The sequence below is a fragment of the Desulfuromonas soudanensis genome (assembly GCF_001278055.1).
Lineage (GTDB): Bacteria > Desulfobacterota > Desulfuromonadia > Desulfuromonadales > WTL > Deferrimonas > Deferrimonas soudanensis.
Window position 1 is genome coordinate 1,112,236 of record NZ_CP010802.1, and the last position, 23,606, is coordinate 1,135,841.

Genomic DNA, 23,606 nt, shown 5'->3' on the forward strand with positions numbered 1-23,606 from the left:
GTAGGAATTTGAGTTGTTCACTCGATTTCGACTGGAAGATCCCGAAAATTTGTGATCAGGGATAATTCAGGCCCTGTGATAATGTTTTTTCTACAGACTCGTTAGAGGTAATATGAAAAAGAAAAAAATTTTTGGCCTTATATTTTTAATTCTCTACCTTACTGGTGGGTGTTGGTTTTTCTTCGCGCCAACAGTTGGGTATGGGGGCGCTTATGTCAAGAAGGCACTACGGCATGGATTGCTCAGACAAGTATGGATTAGTACTTCTGAGGCATATCTAAGTGGAACTAATTTATATATTAAAGGTGTTAAAAAAGTTATAAGTGTTAGAGAAAAAAACAATGAGGATATGTACTTAAAATATGATTTGGCATTACAGCGCGTGACCGGCAGAGAGAGAAGTCCAATTACTGTGATTTCAGCTTCAGAATACATCAAAAATAGAAACAACGATACAATGTTTAAGTTTGTTGATTACGACTTATATGAAAGCAATTACAACGAGAGAAACAAGTGCTCTACCGACTCATTTTACGGCACTGACGGGAAGTATATTTTTATTGATGGCAACCGAACAAAGAGGCAAGACAGGCATATACTAATTACCAATGAGCATGTTAACACAAGCGTTGCCTACTACAATGAATGCAAATTTACACCAAAGAGACTCGAATATTCTCTACCAACATCCAGAGCGAAAAGCGCGTATATGGTGTTTTGCGCGAAATTTGCTGGTGGCCTAACCCTAGATTTCCTTACCTGGCCAATTCAGTTGTTCGCAGCCATTTTTTCGCCAGGGTAGTAATCCCCTAACACTTATCAGGCCCCCGGCCGTCAAGAGGTAAAATTCACCGCGCACGAAAAAGATTGATCTCCTTCGTTCCTTGAAAAGCGACTGATCAACCCAGGGTCATCCGGTTCCTGGCTTGGGATTACTTCTGGCTGCAGACGAATTCTGCTCCAAACACTTATCGAGGCTCTTGATGCAGGGGCTCTGGTTTCGAGTCCTCCCTGCCGCCTGGAATCACGCGCGTAACCTCATGCCGTCCCATTCAAAAAATCGTGGTCCATCCTCTTCGATGGCCGCAGTCAGGTGCGGGATCGGGGGAGGTGCAGAATCCGGCGCTGGTCCAAGGGGCCAACGCAGGTGGGCGTTGCCGATCTTCTTGCCGTTGTGGGCGTAGGATTTGCCGTTTAAGTCATGGGCTTAATTCAGGGACAAGACCCGGGGGTCGCGGCCCCCGACGCAAGTAAGGTGCGAAAGATTATGGGTGACAGGGTACTAGGAAATAGTCAAGGAGAATCATTATGATTCCAACGAATCGCATTCCGACACATCCCGGGAAAATCCTGAAAGAAGAGTTTCTTGATGAACTCGGTGTTAGTCAGGTTGCCTTCTCGGCACATATCAAGGTTCCCGTGCAGCGGATCAATGAAATTATACGGGGCAAGCGGGGCATCACTTCGGAGACGGCATGGCTCTTGGCTCAGGCTCTCGACACGACCCCCGAGTTCTGGATCAACCTCCAGACAACCTACGACCTGGCATTGAACCGTCCTGAAAAGCGAATCAAGAAAATTCGTATGGCGAGCTGACTTTGGCTACATAATGATGCGGATGAAATATCGCCGATGTTTACGAATGATTCAGTGGTACACGCAAGTTCGCGTCGCCACCGCTTATCACTACCCTTATATGAATCAATGAAGCCTATTATTGAAATGATATGCCCTTTGCTCAGGAGCATCTGTTCAGCGTTGTTCGTCATCACCGCTATGGCCGCGCACGGTGGTGAAATCGCTCAACCCGATCCTGAGAAATGGCTCGTGGAGGCAGAGGCCGCCTACGACAGGGTCGAAAGTTACACCGCCATTTTTCATAAACAGCAACGGATAGCGGGTAAACTTCTTGAGGAAGAGAACATATTCCTCAAGTTCAGAAAAAAGCCATATTCGCTGTACATGAAATGGGTGACAGAGCCATACAAGGGGAGCGAGTTACTGTACATAGTGGGCTGGAATAAAGGCCGCATCAGGGCGCACAGGGGCGGATTTTTCAGTTTTATCGTCCGCAATCTCGACCCAGATGACCCGAAACTCATGAAAGACAACCTTCGCCCGGTCACAAGCACAGGGGTTGGCTTCCTCCTGGAAACTGTTGCGATCAACATGCGCAAGGCGATCAAGGCTGGTGTGCTAACATTCACCCGTCGCGGAAAAGAAAAGGTCTACGGCAGGGACACGCAGGTCATAGTAATAGACATCTCCTACGAGAATGCGGAGGACTACGACGGGGCGCAGTTTGTTATCAACCAGGATGTCGAGAGCAAGATCCTGTTGAGGATCAGGATCTATGACCGGGACGGCCAGCTTGTCGAGAACTACGGGTACGAGAACCTGAATCTGGATGCGCGTCTGTCAGACGCCGACTTCGACCCAAAGAATCCCGAGTATGACTTCTGAGCTCCACCCATTAAGCTCAGAACAAGGACCACTCGTTAACCGGAAAAAATCATCGTTGCGTCACCCCCCTCCAAGTGATACTCTTAGACGTACAATAGGAGGTACGGCCAATGTCAAAAGCACCGAAAATTATTCCCATCTCGGATCTCCGCCAGGACGCTAGCGGCGTCATCAAACGCCTGTCCTCTTCACGCGATCCTTTGTTCATCACACAGCGAGGAAGGGCCGCCGCTGTAATGGTCAGTATGAGAGAGTACGAGCATACGCAGCATGAACTTGAAATCCTGAGACTGCTTGCTCGTGGTGAGCGGGACATTGAGACTGGCGTTGGCTTCGAACTGGAAACCGTGCTGGCCGAAGCTGATGCTCTGCTGGCTGAACGGCAATGAGGATCGTCTTTACCCCCTCGGCACGCGATCAGTTCCTGCAAGCATTAGCCTATATCCGCCGCGACAAGCCGTCCGCGGCAGTTTCTTTTCGGCAAAAAGTCGAGGAAATCCTCTCTCGCCTTCGCGACTATCCCGAATCCGGACGAACCCTCCCGGAATTTTCGGATAGTCACTTCCGCGAGATCATTGTTACACCCTATCGGTTTTTCTATCGGATAAAAAAAGATGTGGTATGGGTTGTAGCCGTGTGGCACGGCGCACAGATTCCTGAAGATCCATCAGAAGAGTCGGCTAACAAGCCGCTGAGCTGACGCGCACCGTAACCAGTGCGAAGGCCGCGATCTGCTATCTGGCCGTCCGTCACATGCGGGTCACGGGGATCGATCTGGCGACACGGCTTGGCTTCAGTGTTCCTGCCGCGACTGATGACTGAATCAAAAACATACAATCGGGTAAAGGTTATATGACAACTTACAGTTCTATTATGCTTGAGATTGCGTTGCCCGTGTTGCTGATGCTGGGCCTGGAACGCTTCGCCGTCAGCCGATTCTTGCGAACTCCCGAACAGATCGCCTGGGTGCGCGCACACCGCTGGCTACACCCGAACGCCATCAGCCGGGCCCGTTATCCCATGGGATTTGTTTCCGTGGCTTTGTTGTATCTCGGTTTTCCGCGCCTCTGTTTCCTCTTCTTCACCTTCTGGATGATCACCGACATCACCGACGGGGATATCGCCCGCAAATGCGATCTGCATACCGAGGAGGGGGAGTCCATCGACCCCTTTTCGGACAAGCTCATGTATTCCCCCATGCTGGCGTACCTGGCCTGGTTGGGGTGGCTCAACCCGGTCTTGGTGGGGCTGTTTCTGACCTTTGACGTCATCGGCCAGACGTCCCGCCGCTTCAGCAAGGTGAAAGCGGCGAACCTCTTCGGCAAGGCCAAGACCTTTCTCGTGGTGGTGCTGCTGATTGTCGTCGGCCTGGTCCTCATCTACGGCAAGCTGCCGCTGCTGAACCGGGCCATCAACCCGCTCCTCTGGATCTGCACCAGTCTCGCCTTTTGTTCTACGATCTTCAAGCTCATCCCCAATTACTGGTACGCCAACATTCTCAGTCTCCTGAACCTGGTCTGCGGACTCGCCGGCTGCTGGGTGATTCTCACCGGTCACCCCCCGGTCTACGCCCTGGGTCTCGTCTTTCTGGGGCAGTTTCTCGATCTCTTCGATGGACGCGCCGCCGAGCGCTGGGGCTCCACCCCCCAGGGGGAGCTCTTCGACGATGTGGCCGACGGGACGAGCTTCGGGCTGACCGCCGGGCTCATAGTCACGGCATCCTTTGCCCAGTTATGGGTCGGAATGCTGCTGGGGGGATTGTATGTCGGAGCGACCGTGTACCGGCTGATCCGCTTTGTCGTCGAAAAGAGAAAGGAGGGGATACTGGGGGGCGTGACGACCTTTGCCGGGCTTCCGTCACCCGCCGGAGCTTTGGCGGTGGGAACCACCTGTGTGCTCATAGCCAACGATCTGGTCAGCGGCATCATCGTTGTCGCCACCGCCCTGCTGATGATCTCGCGCATCCCCTACGCCCACTTCGGCCGCACCATCCTGCCGAAAATTCCCAGGGTCGTACGCGTTCTGGCCCTCGGCGCCTTTCTCTTCATGCTGGCTCTGGGCGTTCATCGTGACAACTATCTCGCGCCGCTCCTCATCTCCTTCGTCGCTGCCCTGACCTATCTGATCTCCCCCCTGTTCTGGGGGAAGGGGCCAAAAGAGACTTTGAGCTAAGCGGCTGTCCCCAATGAACTGGAGCCGGATTTGTCGGAAATTTTCTTTGATCGGGTGACTGCGGTCATCCACGATACGGCAAGGCTTGAGGATATCAGTCTTCGCCTCGGCCCTGAGGAGCACTGGGCCATTGTCGGGGCCAACGGCTCGGGGAAAACCGCCCTGGGGAACCTCCTCTGCGGCGGGCTCGAGGTCATCTCCGGTACCTATTCCACTACGGACAAAAACGAATACGTCTCCTTTGAAAAAATAGACCGAATTCTCGAGCTCGAAAGGTACAATGATGACTCCGATTTTTTGGGGTTTGCCGACCAGGGAACGAGGGTCAGCGCCTTCATTCTCGGTGAGGACGCGGCCGCCGGACCGAGGCTCCTTGCGCTGGCCCGGGAAATGGGCTTTACGAAAATTCTCGATCGCGGCATCAAGTTTCTCTCCACCGGAGAGATGCGCAAGGTCGTCATCTGCAAGGCCCTGATGCAGGAACCGGAACTCCTCGTTCTGGATGAACCCTTCGACGGACTCGACCTTGAGTCCTGCGCTCTGCTTAAAACCCTGATCGGCAACGCGGCGGACAAGGGGATCCGGGTCGTTCTGCTGCTGAATCGCTTCAGCGAAATCATCCCGGAAATAACCCATATCGCCTACCTGAAGGACTGCCGGGTCCTCCTGTCGGGGACCAGGGATCTCCTCCTCGCCTCGGAGGCCCTGCGCAGATTCCACGCCTTTCATTACACCCTTCCGCCCCGTCTCCCAGAAGTCGATTCGTCCTGCACGACGTCTGCGCTGCCGGCCCAGACGCCGCTCATCGAAATGAAGGGCGTGGTCGTCCGTTATGATGGACGGTTTATCCTCAACCGCCTCGACTGGACGGTGCGCCCCGGCGAGCACTGGAAGATCACGGGGCCCAACGGCGCGGGGAAATCGACCCTCCTGAGCCTCGTGAGCGGTGACAACACCCAGGCCTATGCCAACGATATCCGGCTCTTCGGCATAAAAAAAGGCTCGGGAGAGAGTGTCTGGGAGATCAAGAAACGCATCGGTCTGGTCTCGACGTCCTTTCAGCAGGAGTACCGGGTCGGGGCCACGGTTAAGGTCGTCGTCATTTCAGGATTTTTCGATTCCATCGGCATGTATCACCCCTATTCGGTAAGGCAGCAGGAGATCGCCCTGGACTGGCTGAAGATGCTGCACATGGAAAAGCATCTCGAGACCCCTTTTCGCAACCTCTCCTACGGGGAGCAGCGCCTGGTCCTTCTGGCGCGGGCCATGGTGAAGCAGCCCGACCTGCTCATCCTCGACGAACCCTGCCAGGGGCTCGACGACATCAACCGGGAGATGGTCTTGAAGCTCATCGACCACCTCGGGAAGACCGGGACCACGCAGATCCTCTATGTGACCCACCATCCGGAGGACCATATCCCCTGCATCAACAACATTCTTGAACTGGTGCCGGCCGACGGCGGCGGCTATACCTCGCGACGGGACGGTCGCCGTTCCCCGGCTGCAGACTGAAGGAGAGATGAAAAAATGGATATTTCCGCGGCAGTAATCGGGACCCTGGCTTTGGGGTTCGGCCTCGTCACTCTGGCGCTGCGACTGTTCAACCCGGCAAAACTCGGTAAACTGCAACCGATGAAGGAGCGGTTCGGCGAGAGGGCGGGGAATGTGGCCCACGCCTTTTTCTACATCGCCCTGCCGAGTGTTTACGGGGTCTTCTGTCTGATCCAGTCGTACCTGGGCCGGTCGTTTATGGGTTAACCACCCCCCTTTGATTTCAAAAAGGGGCGGCTTGGGAGATAGACCATCTTGATCGACGTCCTCCTCTCCATCCATCCGGTCGGGCAGGCGTTTCTGGCCTCCCTCTTCACCTGGGGGATGACGGCCTGCGGCGCCGGGACCGTCTACCTCGGGCGCAATCCCGGGCGCAAGACCCTCGACGCCATGCTCGGCTTTGCCGCCGGCGTCATGATTGCCGCCAGTTACTGGTCGCTCCTTGCCCCGGCGCTGGCCATGGGGGAGGGGAAGGCGTTCCCCGCCTGGCTGCCGGTGGCCTTCGGATTTCTTTGCGGCGGCGCCTTTCTCCGCCTGATAGACAACTTCCTGCCGCACCTGCACCTGAACTTCCCCCGCTCCGAGGCCGAAGGAATTCCCACCCGCTGGCGCCGCAGCACGCTGCTGGTGCTGGCCATCACCCTGCACAACATCCCCGAGGGGCTGGCTATCGGCGTCGCCTTCGGCGCCGTCGGCGCCGGTTTTTCCGACGCCTCCCTTTCGGGCGCCATCGCCCTGGCCCTCGGTATCGGCATCCAGAATTTTCCCGAGGGGATGGCCGTTTCCGTCCCCCTCTTCCGCGACGGCCTCACCCGCCGCCGCAGCTTCATGGCCGGCCAGCTCTCGGGGGTCGTGGAAATTTTCGCCGCCGTTCTCGGCGCCGCCCTGGTGGTGGCGGCCGAACCGCTCCTCCCCATGGCCCTCTCCTTTGCCGCCGGGGCGATGATCTTCGTCGTCGTCGAGGAGGTCATCCCCGAGTCGCAGCGGGGAGGAAACACCGACATCGCCACCCTGGGGGTGATGATCGGGTTCACCCTCATGATGATCCTCGACGTTGCGCTGGGGTGACCGGTTGCCTCAGCGTTTCCTTCTTCCCCCTGACTCCGGGAGGGACCGATGATTCTTTTCGCCCTGACCTTTCTCGCCATCTACACCGGCATGCACGCCCTGGTCTTCTGGGGCTTCCACCCCCTGCTCAAGGGACATCCGCTCCTGCCGACTCTGACCTGGGTCTGGATGGCGGCGATGATTCTGGCGCCGCTGCTGGTACGCCTTCTCGACCGCGCAGGCTTCGAGATGGCGGCACGGGGGATGGCCTGGGTGGGATACAGCTGGATGGGCCTCCTTTTCCTGGCCTTTGCCGCCTTCGCCGTTCTCGGCGCCTGGGAGTTGCTGACCCACCTGATGGCCAAGGTCGTCCCCTCCCTTTCAACGCTGTCGCTCCACGGCGCCCTCTCTGCGGCCCTCGTCCTCTTCGCGGTGATCGCGGCAAGTTTCTACGGTCTCTATGAGGCGTCGAACTTGCGGGTGGAGGAGGTGCGAATCGTCACCGCCAAGCTTCCGCCCGGTTCTCCTTCGATCCGCATCGCCCAGGTTTCCGATCTCCATCTCGGGCTGATTCTCCGCGAGGAGGCCCTGGCGCCCATCGTCGCCCGGCTGCAGGAGCTCAGGCCCGACCTGCTCGTCGCCACCGGCGACATCGTCGACGCCCAGATCAGCCACCTCGATGAGCTCATCAACCTCTGGCAGAGCCTCGATCCCCCCCTGGGGAAGTACGCGGTGACCGGCAATCACGAGGTCTACGCCGGCCTCGAGCAGTCCCTCGATTTTCTCCGCCGCAGCGGCTTCCGGGTGCTGCGCAATGAAAGTGTGGCGGCCGGCGACCGCCTGATCCTCGCCGGGGTGGACGATCCGGCGCGGGGGGGCCCGGTCGACGAGGTGCCGGTGCTGCAGGGTTTGGACCGGGGTCTCTTCACCCTCCTCCTCAAGCACCGCCCGCGCCCCAATCGACTCGCTCTTGGCCTCTTCGACCTGCAGCTCTCCGGACACGCCCACCGCGGCCAGATCTTCCCCTTCAATTTCCTCACCGCCCTGGAATATCCCCTGCAGGACGGTCTCTCTCCCCTCGACGGCAGGGGGCATCTCTATGCCAGTCGCGGCACCGGGACCTGGGGGCCGCCGATGCGGATCCTCTCTCCGCCGGAGATCACCCTCTTCGAAATCATCCCGGCGTCTCCCTGAGGGGCGGTCATGAATTTTTCAACGCTGAGGCGCAGAGGCAGGGGAGGGCGCAGAGAAAATCCCGGGGGTTCCCTTGCTTTCATGCCCCTCTCTCCGCCTCTGTCTCCTCAGCGCCTCTGCGTTGAATGGGTTGGGTCCCCTGGATAAAAAAAAGCCCCCGGTCCGAAAAGGACCGGGGGCTTCGTTGCTTCAGGAGCGTCGGATGTTACTCGACGACCACCTTGGCGTCTTCGATGATGACCTCGTACTTGTAGCCGTAGCCGAAGTCCTTGTCGGTGATGACCGGACCGGTGACGACGACGGTGTCGCCGACTTTGACCATGGCGGTGGTGGTGACGGTCAGGTCGTTGGTCCCTTCGGCACCGGAGCCGTCCTGGAGGTGGATCCAGTTTTTCCCCATGATTTCGGGGCTGAACTTGACGACCTGGCCGCGCACGGAGACTTCCTTGCCGGAGAGGTCGGCCTTGCCGCCGAAGACCTCGGCGACGGTCTTGCCGCCGGCGACCTTCTCGATCCCTTCGATTTTTACCGCCGGCTCGGTGCCGGGGACGACGGGGTGCCCTTCGGGCATCTTGGCTTCGCCGCCGAGGGCCTGCTCGCCGCCGACCATGATGCTGTCGACGAAGTAGACGACGTCGAAGGTACGATCGAGAGTCTTGCTGTGGTAGTCCTTCATCGGCATTCCGGCGGGGATAACGACGGCGTCGCCGACCTTGACCTGGAGTTCAGGGGCTGCAGCCCAGATCTTTTCGCTGCCGGTATCGACCAGGACGTAGGTGTAGCCGCCCGAATTCATGGTCTCGGTGACGGTGCCGCTCTGCCCCTGAGCGCTCTGCTCGGCGGCGGCGGGGACCTTTGTTTCCGCGGTTTCGGGGGCTTTGGTTTTGTCCTTGCAACCGGCGGCGAGGGACAGGGCGATCAGTGAGGCGAGCATGAGAATGAGACTTTTTTTCACGACATTTCCTCCGGGTGGGTTAAGTGTCCGGGCACGCTGCCCGCGGTAAAAATTGACGCTCTTTCATTCGCCGGACAATTTAGCATGGATCGCCAGGGGGAGACAAGTCCTTTCGCCCTTGGGGTGGCGATCAGGGACCATTCTCGGGAGGGCGAAGGTGACGGCCGTAGAGGGCAGTCAGGGCGGAGAGACGCTGCTGCAGGTCGACGCCGAGGTCGCCGGGGGAGAAGCGCCACCCCCAGTTCCCCCCCGCCCGCCCGGGGGTATTCATCCGCGCCTCGCTGCCGAGGGCGAGGAGGTCCTGCAGGGGGATGATGCAGTACGCCCCGACGCTGGCCAGGGCGGCGCGGATCAGTTCCCAGGGCTGGTCCCGGCCGCTGCTGCCGAGATAGGCGCGCACTCCCTCGCGTTCCTGTCCCGAGAGCTTGCGCCACCAGCCGAGAGTGGTGTCGTTGTCGTGGGTGCCCGTATAAACGACGCAGTCGCTCTCCAGATTGTGGGGGAGGTAGGGGTTGTCGGCTCCCGAGCCGAAGGCAAACTGTAGGATCTTCATTCCGGGAAAGCCGAACTCCCTCCGCAGCGCCTCGACTTCGGGGGTGATGAGGCCGAGGTCCTCGGCGATGATCGGCACCCTGCCGAGGGCGGCCTTCAGGGCCCTGAAGAGTTCGGCGCCGGGAACCTTGAGCCACTGGCCGTTGACGGCGGTCTTCTCTTCGGCGGGGATCGCCCAGCAGGCCTCGAAGCCGCGGAAGTGATCGATGCGCACCAGGTCGGTCTGGGCGAGATTCCAGCGGAAGCGGGAGAGCCACCAGGCGTACCCCTCCTCCGCCATCGCCTCCCAGCGGTAGAGGGGGTTTCCCCAGCGCTGCCCCGTTGTGCTGAAGTAGTCGGGGGGGACACCGGCGACGAGGAGCGGCCGTCCCTCCTCATTAAGGTGGAAGAGGTGCTGGTTGGCCCAGACGTCGGCGGAGTCGAGGGCGACGAAGATCGGCAGGTCGCCGAGGATGCGCACGCCGCGGCTGGCGGCGTAGTCCCTGAGAGCGAACCACTGCTCGAAGAAGACGAACTGGGCGTATTTGTGGACCCGGATCGTCGCGGCGAGCTCTTCCCCCCAGAAGTGCAGGGCAGAGTCCCTGCGGCAACGGATCTCCTCCGGCCACTCGTTCCAGGAGCGGTGCTCGAAGTGGCTGCGCAGGGCCTGGAAGATGGCGTAATCGTTGAGCCAGTAGGCCTGCTCGGAGCAGAAACGCTCGTAGGCGGCGCGGCGCGCCCCGGCCCCCTGGCGTTCGAAACAGGCCGCGCCCTTGTGCAGCAGACGGCCGAGAAAGCCCTGGACGAAGCCGAAATGGGCCTCCCCTTCGGGCATGCGGACTCCGGCGAGGTCGGCCGGATCGAGGTCGCCCCGTTCCACCAGGCGCTCCGGGCAGATCAGCAGCGGATTGCCGGCAAAGGCGGAGAAGGCGCTGTAGGGGGAGTCGCCGTAGCCGGTCGGCCCCAGGGGGAGGATCTGCCAGATGCTCTGCCCGGCCCCGGAGAGGAAATCGATGAAACGGTAGGCCTCACTGCCGAGGGAGCCGAGGCCGTAGGGGCCGGGAAGGGATGTGGGGTGCAGGAGGATGCCGCTGACGCGTTTTTGCTTCATGAAGAACCGCCTTTCCTTGCCGGTTTGCAAAACCTGATTATTATGCCACAGGCGGTCTGGTTTAAAAAGCGCTTCGGCGTCGTTATCGGTGCCCGCCTGGCGTGGCGGTTCCGTTCGGGGAAGCTCCCGCGGCCGAACCCCCGGGGTAAAGAGGTCGAAGTGCCGGCGAATTTTTATCGAAGGTGAAATTCCGACGGATCGCCGGTGGAAAACGAGAAAAGGGGAGGGGCTTCAGCGGCCGAGGGTGAGGCCGCGGCGGCGGAGCAGGTCCTCGATGTCGATGACGAGTTCGGCAGGCCTGCGGCCGCCGGGGACGATCACCAGGTCGGCATGGCGGCGGTAGAGGGGGCGGCGCTGGCGGTAGAGCTCGGCAAAGGTCGTCTCCGGCGCGATCACCATCCCCCGGGTGGTCATGTCGCTGATCCGCTCCTCCAGCTCCTGCAGGGGGAGGTCGAGAAAGATGATCGTCCCGTCCCTTCCGAGAGCCGTCATCGCCGCGACGCTGTAGACCGCCGAACCGCCGGTGGCGATGACCGAAGCGGCGGCGTCCAGGGCGAGAATGGTCTCCTCCTCGAGGCGGGCAAAGGCCTGTAGTCCCTCGGTATCGATGATCTTCTGCAGGGGACGCCCCCGGCGGGCGATCATCAGCTCGTCGATGTCGATGAAGGGGATGTTCAGGCGCCGGGCCAGAAGAGCGCCGACGGTACTCTTGCCGGCGCCGGGCATGCCGATGAGCACCAGATTTCCGGCGCCGGTCACGATTCGTCGCTGCGTCTGGCGAGGGTGCGCAGGTAGCGGGCCTTGATCCGGTCGTTGTTGGCGGCGACCTCGGGATCGCCGGCACACCAGGGGGGGATGTCGTCGTAGTCGGGGATGCCGTCGTCGATGAGATAGCGCGCCCCCTCGTGCCGCGGGTAGCCGGCGGCCACCCCGCCGGCGCAGATGAGCCGCAAGGGGGTTTCGCCGTCGTTGTTGAGCGCCCGCCTGGAGGCCGGATCGACCCGCACCATGTCGCCGGGGGCCAGGGGGATGAGCTCGCCGTCGATGAGGAGCTGGCCGCTCCCCTCGAGGATCATGTAGACCTCTTCCTGTTCGCGGTGACTGTGGGTAAAGGTGTACCCTTCCCCCGGCGGGAGGTTAATCAGCCCGAGGGCGACGCTCTTGAGCCCGAGGTCGCGCCGCGGCGAAGTCAGCGGCGGCAGCGTCTCCCAGTCGAAGTGTGCTTTGTTGTACATGTTGTGACATCCAAGGGAGAAGGAAGAAGGGAGAAGGGAGAAGGGAGAAGGGAGAAGGGAGAAGGGAGAAGGGAGAGCGCCCTCTCCCATCTCCCCTCTACCATCTCCCGTCACTGCACCTTGAGGACGATCTTGCCGAAATGGCGGTCTTCTTCCATCATCCGGTGGGCGTCGACGACCTGGTCGAGAGGGAAGACCTTCTCGATGATCGGAACGATGGTGCGGTCGGCGAATTCGGGGAGCGCCCGGCGGGTGAACTCGGCGACGATCTCGGCCTTTTCCGCCACCGGCCGGCTGCGCAGCACCGAGCCGATGATCTGCTGGCGTTTGACCATCATCAGTGCCAGGTTGAGCTCGGCCTTGATGCCGGAAATCACCCCGATGCTCACCATCTTCCCCTTGTAGGCCAGGGAATTCATGTTCGGGGCCAGGTACTTGGCGCCGACGTGGTCGAGGATGAGGTCGACCCCCTTCTTGGCGGTGAAGTTTTTCACTGCTTCGGTGAAATCGGCCGTGGTGGTGTAGTCGATGACCAGGTCGACGCCGAGAGCCTTGACCCGCTCGATCTTGTCCGGGTGGGCGGTGACGATCAGCACGGCGTCGGGGGTCAGCGCCTTGGCGAGCTGAATCGCCGCGGTGTTGACGCCGCCGCCGCCGCCGTGAAGGAGGGCGGTCTGACCGTCCTTCAACTCCCCGATCATGAAGACGTTGAGGAAGGCGGTGATATACGATTCGCAGACGCAGGCCGCTTCCTCGAAGCTCATCTTCTCCGGGATCGGCATCAGGTGGCTGGCGTAGGCCACGGCGTACTCGGCGTAGCCGCCGCCGCCGACCAGGGTCATCACCCGGTCGCCGACCTTCCACCCCTTGACCGCGTCGCCGAGCTCTTCGATGGTTCCGGCGACCTCGAGGCCGAGGATCTCCGAGTCTCCGGCCGGTGGGGGGTATTTCCCCTGGCGCTGCACCAGGTCGGGACGGTTGATCGAGGTCGCGATCACCCGGATCAGGACTTCATTCTCCTTCGGCGCCGGTTTTTCGGCTTCGCCGACCTTGAGGACGTCGATATCGCCGAATCCATCGAGCAACACAGCTTTCATAGGTCTGATCTCCTCCTGCGCAGGGCATGGGACGGGGGTGATGAATAAAACAATGTCCCGATTATAGAGAATATGCCTGTGGTTTCAACCATAAAACCTCTCCGGTCTTCTCGGAGATTGAATCCCGGCGCGAGGTGGGATAAGATTCCCTTTATTTTTCCTCAAGGAGGGTTCTGCCATGGTCGTCACCTGGGAATGCACCGTCTGCGGCTATCTGCACCAGGGGGCCGAACCTCCGTCCACCTGCCCGCGCTGCGGGACGGCGTCCTCGTCCTTTTCTCCGGCGGCGAAGGACGTCGCCGCGGAAAAAATCGGCCTCCTCCGCGATCTCTATCGGACTCTGGTGCTGCACGCCGTCGTCGCCCATTTCCCCAATGGCCTGCTGCCGGCGGCCCTTCTCTTTCTCTCCCTCTCCCTTGTCACCGCCGCACCCTGTCTGGAGCCGGCGGCCTTTTACATGACGGCCCTGGTCGTGGCCTGCCTCCCCCTGTCGCTGGCTTCCGGCATCCGCGACTGGCGCAGGCGCTACGGCGGAGTCAGGGCGCCGATCTTCTACAAGAAGATCGCCCTGGGGAGCTTCCTGCTGATCTTCGGGGCGGCGGCCGTCTGGCTCCGCGCCACAGACCCGGCGCTGATGAGCGAAGGGGGGGCTCTCCGCCTCCTCTATCTCGCCCTCCTCGGCGCCATGATGGCCTGCGCCGTCTTTCTCGGCCACTACGGCGCCAAGCTCGTCTTCCAGTGGCCGAGGGACCGGAGCTAGGAGCCTGTGGGCCTATCCGGAGCCAGCTGCAAAATCGTTAATTTTTATTCGAAAGAGAGGGAGGGGCGATGGTGGCGACGGCGAGAGTCGGCAAGGTCTGGGATTCGAGGAGGGCGATCCTTCTGGCGATCTTCATCGGCACCCTGTTCTTTCTCTTTCAACGGTTCATCGGCAGCTATTTCACCGATCCCCTGATCCTCTCTCTGGTCGCCGGCATTGCCGTTCGCGCCCTGACCGGCTCCCGCTGGCAGCTGCAGGAGAGCTTCCTTCCCGTCTATCGTCTCTTTATTCCGGTGGGGATCTTCTTCTACGCCGTTAAGAACCTCAACTTCTCCCGGAACCTTTCCCTGAGCCCCTCCCTCCTTGGCCTGCTGGTGCTGGTGATGCTCGTCTACTTCGTCACCATATTCCTCCTCGGCGCCTGGATGGGGCAGAAAAAGACCATTACCTATCTGACCGCCGCCGGGTCGGCGATCTGCGGCGCCTCGGCCATCGCCATCACCTCGCCGGCCCTGGACGCCGAACCGGATGACGTTTCCATCTCCCTGCTGGCCGTGGCGAGCACCTCCCTGGTCGCCCTCTTCGTGATATTCCCCTTTCTCGGAACCCTCTTCGACCTCAGCGGGACCACCTACGCCCTCGCCTCCGGTTCGGTCCTGCAGCTGACCGGATTCGTCAAGGCGGCAGTCGGCCACATGCCCTATCTTTCCGGGGCCATTCCGGCCTCCGAGCTGGCGGCCCTGGCCCTTTCGGTGAAGGCGGGGCGCTATCTGGGGCTGCTGGTCGCCATCCCCCTCCTGTCCAGTCTGGCCCGCAAGAGGATGTCTCTCCCCTGGACCCTCTGGGTATTCGTCGGCGCGGGGCTTCTCGGCACCCGGCTCAGCATGGCCTTCCCGACCTTCTACCAGGAAACCCTCCTCCCCGTCGTGCAGCCGATCTATCTCCTCTCCTGGTCGATTGCCATGGCCGCTATCGGTCTGAGCGCCGATATCCGGGAATTGCACAGCGACCATGGTGTCAAGGCTCTGATTCAGGCCTTCTGCGGCTGCTGCGCCGCGGTGGCCACCTTTTTTGCCGGCCTTTTTGTCATCTACTAAAAAAGGGAGGATTCCCGTCATGGCCGCTGTCCAAACCCCCTCCCGTTCAAGCCTCAGGAATCAGATCCTTCTGGCGATCCTTTCGCTGGTCGTCTTCTGGGGGATCTCCCTTTCCGTGATCTTCCAGAATGTCCTCGACGGGATTCTTCTTGCCCGCGGCCTGGACACCGCGACCATCGGCGCGATTTCCAACCGTTTCATCCTCCTGAGCTCCGGATTCACCCTCGGGGGAATCATGGTGATGCTCCTTCTCTCCCTGTGGTTCGCGCGGCGCCTCTCCGACCCGATCCGCCGCCTGACCGAAGGGGCGGTGCGGATCGCCGCCGGCGATCTGAAGGCGCAGGTGGCCGTGACCGGGAGCGACGAGCTCGGGGCCCTCGGCGCCGCCTTCAATTGCATGGTCGAAGATCTGCGTCGCACGACCGTTTCCCGGGATGAGCTTGAGGCGGCGGTCATCGCCCGCACGGCCGAATTAAGCCGGGCCCATGCTTCCCTGCAGGAGGCTCTGGGGGTGGCCGAGAGCGCCCGGGCCAAAATCGACGCCCTGGTCCGCTCGGCGGCTGACGGCCTGATGGTCACCGATATGGATCAGCGCATCGTCCTGCTCAATCCCGCGGCCGAAGATCTCCTCGGGGTCTCTTTGCCCGCCGTCGAGGGTCGCTGCAGTCGGGCTGTTTTCGGCGAAAGCCCCTTTCAGGAGCGACTGGGGGCGGTTTCTGCCGGCGAGGCGCAGGAGGGGGACCTCGACCTGGAGCTGGCCGGCGAGGACCCCGAGACTCCACGCATCGTCAGGGCACGGATCTCTCTCATCAGGGACGGCGCCGGGGGGGTGACCGGGGTGATCACCAGTCTGCGGGATGTCTCCCGGGAGCGGGAGCTCAGCCGCATGAAGAGCGAGTTCATCGCCACCGCCGCCCATGAGCTGCGCACGCCGCTCACCTCGGTCTACGGCTATACGGAGATGCTCCTGACCACACCGGAGCTCGGCGTCTCCGAGCAGCGGGAATTCCTCGGTATCATCTTCGAGAAGGCCGAGGTCCTCAATCGGATCATCGACGACCTTCTCGATCTCAGCCGCGTCGAATCGGGGCGGATGATCCATCTGGAAAAGGTCCCCTTCGACCTGGGCGAAAGCCTGCATCTGTTTATCGGCCAGTACCGGCAGGAGTACCCCGGACGGCGCTTCGAGCTGGAACTGGCCCCGGAAACCCGACCGGTGATCGCCGACCGGGGGAAGGTGGGGCAGGTGCTGGAAAACCTGCTGAGCAACGCCGTGAAGTATTCCCGGGAGGGCGGGACGATTCGGGTCAGCGCCGCCTGGGGAGACGACGGTTGCCGGGTGACCGTGGCCGACGACGGCATCGGCATGACGTCCCACCAGGCGGCCCGGGCCTTCGAGAAATTCTACCGGGCCAACCCCTCGGCCTCCGCCGTCGGCGGACTCGGTCTGGGGCTCAGCATCGTCCGGCACATCGTCGATGCCCATGGCGGACGGGTGTGGCTGGAGAGCCAGGCCCAGAGGGGAACCCGGGTTTCCTTCCTCCTCCCGAAGGAGACTCCAAGGGTTGACAGGGAGCGTCCCCTCGGGTGATATTGCTCCCCTAAAGGATCCGGCCCCGCCGGGAATTCAAATAAAAGACTGGAGAGGATTTGTCATGAAGAAGGATATCAACGAGAAGGGGGCGATCATCCAGCGCGACAAGGAAACCTACGCCATCGCCCCCCACATCCCGGGCGGCATCACCAATCCGGAAACCCTGCGCAAGATCGCCGACGTCGCCGAGCGCTACGGCGCCCAGGCCCTGAAGCTCACCAGCGCCCAGCGCATCGCCATTGTCGGCCTCCCCGAAGAAAAACTCGACGAGATCTGGGCCGAACTCGGGGAGAAGCAGGGGGCGGCCATCGGCCTCTGCGTCCGCTCGGTGAAGATCTGCCCCGGTACCACCTACTGCAAGCGCGGTCAGCAGGATTCGGTGGAGGTCGGCCTGGAGATGGACCGCAAATACCACGGCATGGAGCTCCCCTGGAAATTCAAGATGGGGATTTCCGGCTGCATGAACGACTGCGGCGAAGTCTGCATCAAGGACGTGGGGCTCATCGGCACCCCCAAGGGGTGGAACCTCATGGTCGGCGGCAACGGCGGCAGCGCCCCGCGTCTCTCCCATAAACTCCTCGAGAACATCCCGAGCGACGGGGAGGCCCTGGCGGCGGTCGACCACCTCATCCAGTGGTTCAAGGCCAAGGACCGGCGCTGCCGGCTCGGCAAGTTCATCGATGAGATGGGGTTTGAAGCCTTCAGGGCCGAGGTCCTCGACGGCTTCAAGGACTAAAAAAAGACCTCGGGATTTTTCGGGGAAGGTTGAGCCGGAATCTTCTGCGGGGCTTGCGATTTTGTGAGAGAGGCGGGGCGAGCAGATAATGCTCGCCCCGCCTCTTTATATTTCCGGAAGGAATTTACTGCAGGATCCGTTCAAGGCGTTCCAGGTCGTTGACCACCCGCCAGCGGCCGTCCCCTTTTTCCACCTTGACTTTCCATTCTTCGAGCCGGTTCATGAACTTGCGGGGATCGATGATGTCCCCCCGCAGTTTGGTGACGTTGAGGGCGACCAGCTCGATCCCCTGCAGGTTGAAGGGGATGTCCCGCACGTATCCCGCCTTGATCTCCTCCTCCATGTCGGAAAAGACCAGAATCGTCTTTTTCCCGGCCCCCGTTTCGTTCAAGGTCTCCGTGGCTTGCAGGATGCCGCCGGTGATGTCGGTATAGGGGCTCCCCTTGACCTCGGCGACGAACTTGTCGATGGCGTCGCGGAAGTCGCGCTTCTGCTGGGTGGAGACCGAGGGGCGGCCGTCGAAAGTGATTTTCCGGACAATGTCCTTCTCGCTGAAACTGCCGGTGTCGATCCGGGCCACCGCCAGGGAGTCGCCGGGCTGCAGGGTGCCGAGGAGGTAGTTGATGATCGCCTGGGCCTTGTTCAATTCGGCGGTGTAGGTCCCCGAGGTGTCGAGGAGCATATAAACCGCGCGGGTGTGGCTGCTGCTGCCGGGACACCCGGCGAGGATCAGGGCCGCGGCTCCGAGGAGAAATGCGAGTTTCTTCATTGTTTGGCCTCCTTGGCCGGGACCGCAGCGAGCGGCTCCCGGCGGAGGTGGGCGATTTTCCCCTCGATCCACAGCGGCGGAAAGATCAGCAGGTCGTAGAGGGTGACGGCGGTCTTGCCGAGGTAGTGGACGATGCTGGCGGCCAGGCGCAAGAGGAAGGTCAGGGCCCGCAGGAGTGCGGCCAGCGCCAGCCCGAGAACGGTGCGGGCGGAATGGATGAAGGACTCCAGGGGGATGGCGACGAAGGTCAGGGCGAAGGGGAGGATGAAGCCCAATACCATCTGGCCGACGGTGGGGATCAGGCTCTTGGACGACGCGGCGGCCGCCTCGGTTCCGGAGAGGGACTGGCGCAGGGCCTGAAGGTCGGCGGCAATGCCGTCGCGCATGAAGGCCAGGGCCGATTCGACGCCGGCCATGATCAGGAGGATGGTGAAGGAGATCCAGATCATGCGCCGCCGCATTTTGTCGTCCATCATGCCGATGATCGGGAAGAGGCGGGTGATGCGCAGCGACTCCATGAGAAAGAGCCCCATGGAGACTTCGACGAGGATGATTACCAGGGCGGCGACATCCGAGGTCTTGAACGGGCCGATGTAACTCCCGCCGCCGACCATCTCCGACATGGGGAGGGCGATGAGGTTGAAGTTGATGACCGCGCCTCCGAAGGCGATCAGCATCACCAGGCCGGCCACCACGAACTGGGTCAGGGACGACGAGGAGAGGCGGCGCTCGGCGCTGTCGGACCCGGCGCGTATCGCTTCGTATTCGGCCATCTTGGAATCGATGACCCGGGAGCGCTCCTGGAGGCCGGTGATGGTCTTGCCGACCTCCTCCAGGGTTTTGCTCAGTTTGCGCCAGAAGGGCATCATTTTGCTGAGGAGGCCGTGACGGGTGCGGCTGGCCCGCCGGTAGTCCTCCATCGCCGTCTTGTGGTGCTTCTCCAGGGTCTTGTGAATCCCCTCGAGGATGACGGTCACGCCGCCGTCGGCGTCGTTTTTAACCTTGGCCACCGCCTCGATGGCCGTCACCCAGGAGGGAGGGGAGGGGGGAACCTCGGTGCTCTGGCAGTAGTCCTCATCGATGCGGGTGATGATGTCGGCCATGTGACGGTGAAAGGCCGGATAGCTCTGCAGATCCCGCTTGACGACGGCATCGACCCGCTGGAATTCGCGTTCCAGTTCTTTTTCCACCGCTTCACGTCCCTCGGCCAGGAGAACTTCGCGGTTGCGCAGCCGGATTCTGTTTTCGGCCATGCGCAGGGAACGGGCCGTAAGGCGCAGGGCGTTGGCGACGACCCTGCTCGATGCGGCAATCGCCCGGTGGGCCTGGGAACGCGCCAGATAGAGGAGGGTGATGGCCAGAAGAACGAGCAGGGGCCAGGCCAGAGTCGGAGAGTCCGATAAAAAGGGGAATGAGGTCATTTCTGGTCTCCTTTAAAGCATGGGGGCAGGTGGCCGGATAGGCGCCGGAAGGCCGCTCCGGATCACAGGAGGCCTGGCCCCCCGCAGGGGCGGGGCCCAGGTTGGTGACGATTAATTGCAAGGGCGGCACCAAGTTGTCCAGGGGGGGGGCGGGAAAAGGGGCGGGGAGGGGGGGTGGTCGGGAAGTGGGCGTTCTGTCGCAGAAAAGCCCGGCCTCCTCCGCCGGCAGCGGCGACGGGAGGGGCGAGACCTGGGGAGAAGGGGAAGTCAACTCACCGGGGTCCGGTAACAATTTTGCGCTGAGTCTCCGGGGTCGGGAGGGGATCAGTCCCGCTTGACTTCGATGCCGAGGAGCTGGATTTTCTTGCGCAGGGTGTTGCGGTTGATGCCGAGGATCTCGGCGGTACGCACCTGGTTGCCGCGGGTCTTTTCGAGGACGATGTTGATCAGCGGCCGCTCCATCTGGAACAGGACCATTTCGTAGAGGTTGTCCAGTTCGTTGACGTCCACCTGGGTCAGGGAGGTGCGCAGCTTGTGGGCGATCAGCGCCTCGAGGGAGGAGTCGCCCTCCACGCGGTCGTTGCCGCCGGTCAGGGCCGGGAAGTCGGCGGGGGTGAGCATCTGGTCGGGGGAGAGGAGGGCGCCGCGCTGGATGGTGTTCTCCAGCTCCCGGACGTTGCCCGGCCAGGGGTAGCGCTTGAGGAGGGCGACGGCGTCCTCGGTGAAGCCGCGGGCCGCCACCCCCAGTTCGTCCTGGGCGCGCTGAAGAAAAAAGTCCATCAGCTGGGGGATGTCCTCGGGGCGCTCCCGCAGGGGGGGGAGGGTGATGGGGACGACATTGAGACGGTAGAAGAGGTCCTCGCGGAACTCCTTGGCCTTGACCTTCTCCTGCAGCTGCTGGTTGGTGGCGGCGACGATGCGCACGTCGACGGGGATGACGGTGGAGCCTCCGGTGCGGGTGATCTCCTTTTCCTGGAGGACCCGCAGCAGCTTGGCCTGCAGCTCCAGGGGCATGTCGCCGATCTCGTCGAGAAACAGCGTGCCGCCGTTGGCCTGTTCGAACTTGCCGATCTTGCGCTCCGTGGCGCCGGTGAAGGCCCCCTTTTCGAAGCCGAAGAGTTCGCTCTCGAGGAGCTCCCGGGGGATCGCCGCGCAATTGAGCGCCAGAAAGGCCTTGCCGAGCCGCGGGCTGTTGTAGTGGATGGCCCGGGCCACCAGTTCCTTGCCGGTCCCCGACTCTCCGGTGACCAGGACGGTGACGTCGGAGGGCGCCACCTTGCCGAGCACCTTGTAGACCTCCTGCATCGGCTTGCTGGTGCCGATGATGGTCCGCTCGAGCTGGTAGTGCTCCCGGACCTCCTCCTTAAGGCGGTGCACCTCCTCGGTGACCGCCGAGGCCTTGTGGGCCTTGAGGATGATGGCATCGAGGGCGGCGAGGTCGAAGGGCTTGGTGATGTAGTCGTAGGCGCCGCGCTTCATCGCCTCGACGGCGTTTTTCATGGACGATTCGGCGGTCATGATCACCACCAGGGTCTCCGGCCTCTCCTCCTGGAAGCGGCTGAGGAGGTCGAGCCCCGAGGGGCCGGGCATCTTGATGTCGAGGATCGCCATATCGAAGGAGTGCTGGCGGAAGAGGGCCATCGCCTCGGTGCCGCTGGCGGCCAGATCGACGTGGAATCCCTGCTTGTTGAGGGCCTTGGAGAGGACCCAGCGGATGCTCTCCTCATCGTCGGCGACCAGAATGCGTCGAATGGACATGGGATGGTCCCTTTCCTGTGACCTTGGGCGTTAACGGAGGAAGGGGAGGGAGACGGCAAAAACCGTCCCCTTCCCGGGCGTGCTGTCCACCTTGAGAAATCCCCTGTGGATGTTGACGATTTTCTGGCAGGTCGCCAGTCCCAGCCCGCTCCCCCGGTTCTTGGTGGTGTAGAAGGGGGTGAAAATCCGGTCGATCTCCTCAGCGGAAATGCCCCGGCCGTTGTCGCGGATTTCGACGACGATGAGTTGCACCGGGCGGTGGCCGGGATTGTTGAGATGATAATCGCTGGCGACCCTGGTGACGATTTCCACCCGCCCGCTCTGCTCGATGGCTTCTCCGGCGTTCTTGACCAGGTTGAGGAAGAGCCGGGTCAGCAGATTCTCGTCGCCCTGGATCGGCGGGATGCTCGGGTCGAGCTGCAGAACGAATTCGACGTTCCGGGCGCGATGAGCCTCTTTCTGGAAGAGCACGATGTCGTTGAGAATCTTCCCCAGGTTGACGGCGGTGAGGAGGGGGGGGCGGGGGCGGGCCAGATCCATGAGCTCCTCGATGATGCCGTTGACCCTCTCCACCTCCTTCACCATGACCCCGGTGTACTCGCGCAGGGGGCTCTCTTCGGCCAGTTCCATGTCGAGGAGCTGGGCCGCCCCCTTGATTCCTCCCAGGGGGTTTTTGATCTCATGGGCCAGTCCCGCCGCCAGGGTGCCGAGCATGGAGAGCCGGTCGGCTCTTCGGACCGCATCCTCGAGTTCCCGCACCCGGGAGAGGTCGCGGATGATCAGCACCGCGCCGTCCAGCTCCCCTTCGGAGGTGTAGATCGGCGAAACCGATACGCTCACCGGCAGCGGAGCGGCGGTGGGGCGATGGAGCTGGAGGTTTTCGTGGTCGGAGATGGAGCGTCCCTCGCGGAGCGCCACCCGGATCAGGTACAGGATCCCTTCCTGGCCGGCAAAGAGCTCCTCGAAATTCCGCCCCAGGCTCTGGCGCTCGGAGAGGCCGGTGTAGGACTGGGCCGCAGGGTTGAAGAGAGCGACGGTTCCGCTGCGGTCGAGAGCCATCACCGCCCGGTCGATGTTTTCGAGAACCCGCACGTAGAGCTGGGCGTCGGTGGCAGGGTTGGGGCGCGCCATGGTTCAGGCTTCCTCTTCGGCGCCGGTAAAGAAGTCGTCGAGTACCTGACGCATCTCGTCCAGCGACTCGGTGTGATTGATCAGGGTGCGGAACGCCGCGGCCCCGGAGAGACCCCGGGAGTACCAGCAGAGGTGCTTGCGCATGTCGAGAAGCGACTTGCGGGGACCGAAGGTGGCGAAGTTGAGCTCCAGGTGGCTTCGCGCCACCTCCAGTCGTTCCGCCGGCGTGGGCGGCGGCGGGACCGGGCGCCCCTGCTGCAGGGCGAGGATGTCGCGGATCAGCCAGGGGTTTCCGTAGCCGCCGCGGCCGATCATGATGCCGTCGCAGCCGGTCCGTTCGAGCATCGCCAGGGCGTCGGCGGCACAGAAGATGTCGCCGCTGCCGATCACCGGCACCGGCAGCGCCTTCTTGAGGCGGCCGATTTCCGCCCAGTCGGCGCTGCCGCTGAACCCCATGCTGCGGGTGCGGGGGTGGAGGGTGACGGCATCGGCCCCTTCGCCGACGGCGATGCGGCCGATCTCGATATAGTTGATCGAGGAATCGTCCCAGCCGGAGCGGATCTTGACGGTCAGGGGGAGGTCGGTGGAGCGGCGCACCGCCGCCACCACCCGCGCCACCTTGGCGGGGTAGCGCAGCAGGGCGCTGCCGGCGCCGGAGCTGACCACCTTGTTGACCGGGCAGCCGAGATTGAGGTCGATCAGCTCCCCGTCGCCACGGACCAGAGTCGCGGCCTCGGCCAGAACCGCCGGTTCGTCACCGAAGAGCTGGATCCCGAGGGGGCGCTCGTCGGGTGCCGATCGGAGGAGTTCGCGGGTCCGTTTTCCGGCGCGAATCAGCCCGTTGGCGCTGACCATTTCGGTAAAGACCAGACCGGCGCCGAAGCGTTTCATGATCTGCCGGTAAGGGAGGTCGGAAATCCCCGCCATGGGCGCGAGAATGATGTTGTTTTCGAGGGTCAGGCGGGCAATCTTCATGGGAAGGGT

The 23,606-nt window shown here is 61.9% G+C and carries 24 protein-coding genes; 14 read left to right on the top strand and 10 right to left on the bottom strand.

Annotated elements, in window-relative coordinates; all coding sequences use genetic code 11:
- Positions 1 to 112: 112 nt before the first annotated feature.
- The 10 genes from DSOUD_RS18350 to DSOUD_RS04950 all read left to right on the top strand — a co-directional run bounded on the left by DSOUD_RS18350 (position 113) and on the right by DSOUD_RS04950 (position 8,427).
- Positions 113 to 802, top strand: coding sequence for a hypothetical protein (locus DSOUD_RS18350; protein WP_157671770.1), 690 nt, complete (start codon positions 113 to 115; stop codon positions 800 to 802).
- A 506-nt stretch (positions 803 to 1,308) separates the two neighbouring features.
- A complete protein-coding gene (locus DSOUD_RS04915; protein WP_053549955.1) occupies positions 1,309 to 1,596 on the top strand; it encodes a HigA family addiction module antitoxin in 288 nt (95 codons plus the stop codon).
- Positions 1,597 to 1,758: 162 nt separating this feature from the next.
- A complete protein-coding gene (locus DSOUD_RS04920) occupies positions 1,759 to 2,463 on the top strand; it encodes a DUF1571 domain-containing protein (protein ID WP_198300368.1) in 705 nt (234 codons plus the stop codon).
- Between the two features lie 110 nt (positions 2,464 to 2,573).
- A complete protein-coding gene (locus DSOUD_RS04925) occupies positions 2,574 to 2,852 on the top strand; it encodes a type II toxin-antitoxin system Phd/YefM family antitoxin (RefSeq protein WP_053549957.1) in 279 nt (92 codons plus the stop codon).
- Positions 2,849 to 3,163 carry a type II toxin-antitoxin system RelE/ParE family toxin gene (locus DSOUD_RS17725; protein WP_082351074.1) on the top strand — a complete coding sequence of 105 codons (315 nt, stop codon included), beginning with the start codon at positions 2,849 to 2,851 and terminating at the stop codon, positions 3,161 to 3,163. Before DSOUD_RS04925 ends, DSOUD_RS17725 begins: the two co-directional genes overlap by 4 nt.
- Before the next feature lie 194 nt (positions 3,164 to 3,357).
- Entirely contained in the window at positions 3,358 to 4,635 is a 1,278-nt protein-coding gene (locus DSOUD_RS04930) for a CDP-alcohol phosphatidyltransferase family protein (RefSeq protein ID WP_232426532.1), read from the top strand.
- A gap of 30 nt (positions 4,636 to 4,665) precedes the next feature.
- Positions 4,666 to 6,147: a molybdate ABC transporter ATP-binding protein ModF gene (modF, locus tag DSOUD_RS04935; RefSeq protein ID WP_053549959.1), complete on the top strand. Its 1,482-nt coding sequence runs from the start codon at positions 4,666 to 4,668 to the stop codon at positions 6,145 to 6,147.
- Positions 6,148 to 6,162: 15 nt separating this feature from the next.
- Positions 6,163 to 6,393 carry a hypothetical protein gene (locus tag DSOUD_RS04940; protein ID WP_053549960.1) on the top strand — a complete coding sequence of 77 codons (231 nt, stop codon included), beginning with the start codon at positions 6,163 to 6,165 and terminating at the stop codon, positions 6,391 to 6,393.
- 51 nt (positions 6,394 to 6,444) lie between these two features.
- Positions 6,445 to 7,254 carry a ZIP family metal transporter gene (locus DSOUD_RS04945; protein WP_053552296.1) on the top strand — a complete coding sequence of 270 codons (810 nt, stop codon included), beginning with the start codon at positions 6,445 to 6,447 and terminating at the stop codon, positions 7,252 to 7,254.
- A gap of 48 nt (positions 7,255 to 7,302) precedes the next feature.
- The gene (locus DSOUD_RS04950) at positions 7,303 to 8,427 is read left to right on the top strand and encodes a metallophosphoesterase (protein WP_053549961.1); all 1,125 of its coding nucleotides are present in this window, start codon (positions 7,303 to 7,305) and stop codon (positions 8,425 to 8,427) included.
- A 205-nt stretch (positions 8,428 to 8,632) separates the two neighbouring features.
- Here the strand turns inward: DSOUD_RS04950 and DSOUD_RS04955 are convergent, their stop codons facing one another.
- From DSOUD_RS04955 to DSOUD_RS04975, 5 genes are all read right to left on the bottom strand, one after another.
- A complete protein-coding gene (locus tag DSOUD_RS04955; RefSeq protein WP_053549962.1) occupies positions 8,633 to 9,382 on the bottom strand; it encodes a hypothetical protein in 750 nt (249 codons plus the stop codon).
- A gap of 130 nt (positions 9,383 to 9,512) precedes the next feature.
- Positions 9,513 to 11,054 carry a 4-alpha-glucanotransferase gene (gene malQ, locus DSOUD_RS04960; RefSeq protein WP_269745867.1) on the bottom strand — a complete coding sequence of 514 codons (1,542 nt, stop codon included), beginning with the start codon at positions 11,052 to 11,054 and terminating at the stop codon, positions 9,513 to 9,515.
- Between the two features lie 201 nt (positions 11,055 to 11,255).
- Positions 11,256 to 11,783: a shikimate kinase gene (locus DSOUD_RS04965; RefSeq protein ID WP_053549964.1), complete on the bottom strand. Its 528-nt coding sequence runs from the start codon at positions 11,781 to 11,783 to the stop codon at positions 11,256 to 11,258.
- Positions 11,780 to 12,259 carry a cupin domain-containing protein gene (locus tag DSOUD_RS04970; RefSeq protein WP_096335472.1) on the bottom strand — a complete coding sequence of 160 codons (480 nt, stop codon included), beginning with the start codon at positions 12,257 to 12,259 and terminating at the stop codon, positions 11,780 to 11,782. The genes DSOUD_RS04965 and DSOUD_RS04970 overlap by 4 nt, the downstream gene beginning before the upstream one ends.
- 110 nt (positions 12,260 to 12,369) lie before the next feature.
- Positions 12,370 to 13,356, bottom strand: a complete 987-nt coding sequence (locus tag DSOUD_RS04975) for an NAD(P)H-quinone oxidoreductase (protein WP_053549966.1) — start codon at positions 13,354 to 13,356, stop codon at positions 12,370 to 12,372.
- 178 nt (positions 13,357 to 13,534) lie between these two features.
- On the opposite strand from DSOUD_RS04975, the gene DSOUD_RS04980 reads away from it, so the two are divergent.
- The 4 genes from DSOUD_RS04980 (at position 13,535) to DSOUD_RS04995 (ending at position 17,543) form a co-directional block, all read left to right on the top strand.
- Positions 13,535 to 14,116 (top strand): rubredoxin-like domain-containing protein, encoded by a 582-nt coding sequence (locus tag DSOUD_RS04980; RefSeq protein WP_082351075.1) that lies wholly within the window; start codon positions 13,535 to 13,537, stop codon positions 14,114 to 14,116.
- 68 nt (positions 14,117 to 14,184) lie between these two features.
- On the top strand, positions 14,185 to 15,213 hold the full coding sequence (locus tag DSOUD_RS04985; protein WP_053549967.1) for a YeiH family protein: 1,029 nt from the start codon (positions 14,185 to 14,187) through the stop codon (positions 15,211 to 15,213).
- A gap of 19 nt (positions 15,214 to 15,232) precedes the next feature.
- Positions 15,233 to 16,804, top strand: a complete 1,572-nt coding sequence (locus tag DSOUD_RS04990) for a sensor histidine kinase (protein ID WP_053549968.1) — start codon at positions 15,233 to 15,235, stop codon at positions 16,802 to 16,804.
- Between the two features lie 64 nt (positions 16,805 to 16,868).
- Positions 16,869 to 17,543 (top strand): nitrite/sulfite reductase domain-containing protein, encoded by a 675-nt coding sequence (locus tag DSOUD_RS04995; protein ID WP_053549969.1) that lies wholly within the window; start codon positions 16,869 to 16,871, stop codon positions 17,541 to 17,543.
- A gap of 124 nt (positions 17,544 to 17,667) precedes the next feature.
- On the opposite strand, the gene DSOUD_RS05000 is transcribed toward DSOUD_RS04995, so the two are convergent.
- The 5 genes from DSOUD_RS05000 to dusB form a co-directional block, all read right to left on the bottom strand.
- Positions 17,668 to 18,312 (bottom strand): vWA domain-containing protein, encoded by a 645-nt coding sequence (locus tag DSOUD_RS05000; RefSeq protein ID WP_053549970.1) that lies wholly within the window; start codon positions 18,310 to 18,312, stop codon positions 17,668 to 17,670.
- Positions 18,309 to 19,733, bottom strand: a complete 1,425-nt coding sequence (locus tag DSOUD_RS05005) for a hypothetical protein (RefSeq protein WP_053549971.1) — start codon at positions 19,731 to 19,733, stop codon at positions 18,309 to 18,311. The genes DSOUD_RS05000 and DSOUD_RS05005 overlap by 4 nt, the downstream gene beginning before the upstream one ends.
- Positions 19,734 to 20,057: 324 nt before the next feature.
- Positions 20,058 to 21,491, bottom strand: a complete 1,434-nt coding sequence (locus DSOUD_RS05010; RefSeq protein ID WP_053549972.1) for a sigma-54-dependent transcriptional regulator — start codon at positions 21,489 to 21,491, stop codon at positions 20,058 to 20,060.
- A 30-nt stretch (positions 21,492 to 21,521) separates the two neighbouring features.
- On the bottom strand, positions 21,522 to 22,622 hold the full coding sequence (locus DSOUD_RS05015) for a two-component system sensor histidine kinase NtrB (RefSeq protein ID WP_053549973.1): 1,101 nt from the start codon (positions 22,620 to 22,622) through the stop codon (positions 21,522 to 21,524).
- Between the two features lie 3 nt (positions 22,623 to 22,625).
- Complete coding sequence (dusB, locus tag DSOUD_RS05020; protein ID WP_232426501.1) at positions 22,626 to 23,597, bottom strand: tRNA dihydrouridine synthase DusB; 972 nt, start codon at positions 23,595 to 23,597, stop codon at positions 22,626 to 22,628.
- Positions 23,598 to 23,606: the final 9 nt, after the last annotated feature.

Excerpts from the sequence above, each read along its gene's own strand:
- DSOUD_RS18350 (WP_157671770.1), top strand. The coding sequence starts at position 113 with ATGAAAAAGAAAAAAATTTTTGGCCTTATATTTTTAATTCTCTACCTT.
- DSOUD_RS04915 (WP_053549955.1), top strand. The coding sequence starts at position 1,309 with ATGATTCCAACGAATCGCATTCCGACACATCCCGGGAAAATCCTGAAA.
- DSOUD_RS04925 (WP_053549957.1), top strand. The coding sequence starts at position 2,574 with ATGTCAAAAGCACCGAAAATTATTCCCATCTCGGATCTCCGCCAGGAC.
- DSOUD_RS17725 (WP_082351074.1), top strand. The coding sequence starts at position 2,849 with ATGAGGATCGTCTTTACCCCCTCGGCACGCGATCAGTTCCTGCAAGCA.
- DSOUD_RS04940 (WP_053549960.1), top strand. The coding sequence starts at position 6,163 with ATGGATATTTCCGCGGCAGTAATCGGGACCCTGGCTTTGGGGTTCGGC.
- DSOUD_RS04950 (WP_053549961.1), top strand. The coding sequence starts at position 7,303 with ATGATTCTTTTCGCCCTGACCTTTCTCGCCATCTACACCGGCATGCAC.
- DSOUD_RS04970 (WP_096335472.1), bottom strand. The coding sequence starts at position 12,259 with ATGTACAACAAAGCACACTTCGACTGGGAGACGCTGCCGCCGCTGACT.
- DSOUD_RS04975 (WP_053549966.1), bottom strand. The coding sequence starts at position 13,356 with ATGAAAGCTGTGTTGCTCGATGGATTCGGCGATATCGACGTCCTCAAG.
- DSOUD_RS04980 (WP_082351075.1), top strand. The coding sequence starts at position 13,535 with ATGGTCGTCACCTGGGAATGCACCGTCTGCGGCTATCTGCACCAGGGG.
- DSOUD_RS04985 (WP_053549967.1), top strand. The coding sequence starts at position 14,185 with ATGGTGGCGACGGCGAGAGTCGGCAAGGTCTGGGATTCGAGGAGGGCG.
- DSOUD_RS04990 (WP_053549968.1), top strand. The coding sequence starts at position 15,233 with ATGGCCGCTGTCCAAACCCCCTCCCGTTCAAGCCTCAGGAATCAGATC.
- DSOUD_RS04995 (WP_053549969.1), top strand. The coding sequence starts at position 16,869 with ATGAAGAAGGATATCAACGAGAAGGGGGCGATCATCCAGCGCGACAAG.
- DSOUD_RS05000 (WP_053549970.1), bottom strand. The coding sequence starts at position 18,312 with ATGAAGAAACTCGCATTTCTCCTCGGAGCCGCGGCCCTGATCCTCGCC.
- DSOUD_RS05005 (WP_053549971.1), bottom strand. The coding sequence starts at position 19,733 with ATGACCTCATTCCCCTTTTTATCGGACTCTCCGACTCTGGCCTGGCCC.
- DSOUD_RS05010 (WP_053549972.1), bottom strand. The coding sequence starts at position 21,491 with ATGTCCATTCGACGCATTCTGGTCGCCGACGATGAGGAGAGCATCCGC.
- DSOUD_RS05015 (WP_053549973.1), bottom strand. The coding sequence starts at position 22,622 with ATGGCGCGCCCCAACCCTGCCACCGACGCCCAGCTCTACGTGCGGGTT.
- dusB (WP_232426501.1), bottom strand. The coding sequence starts at position 23,597 with ATGAAGATTGCCCGCCTGACCCTCGAAAACAACATCATTCTCGCGCCC.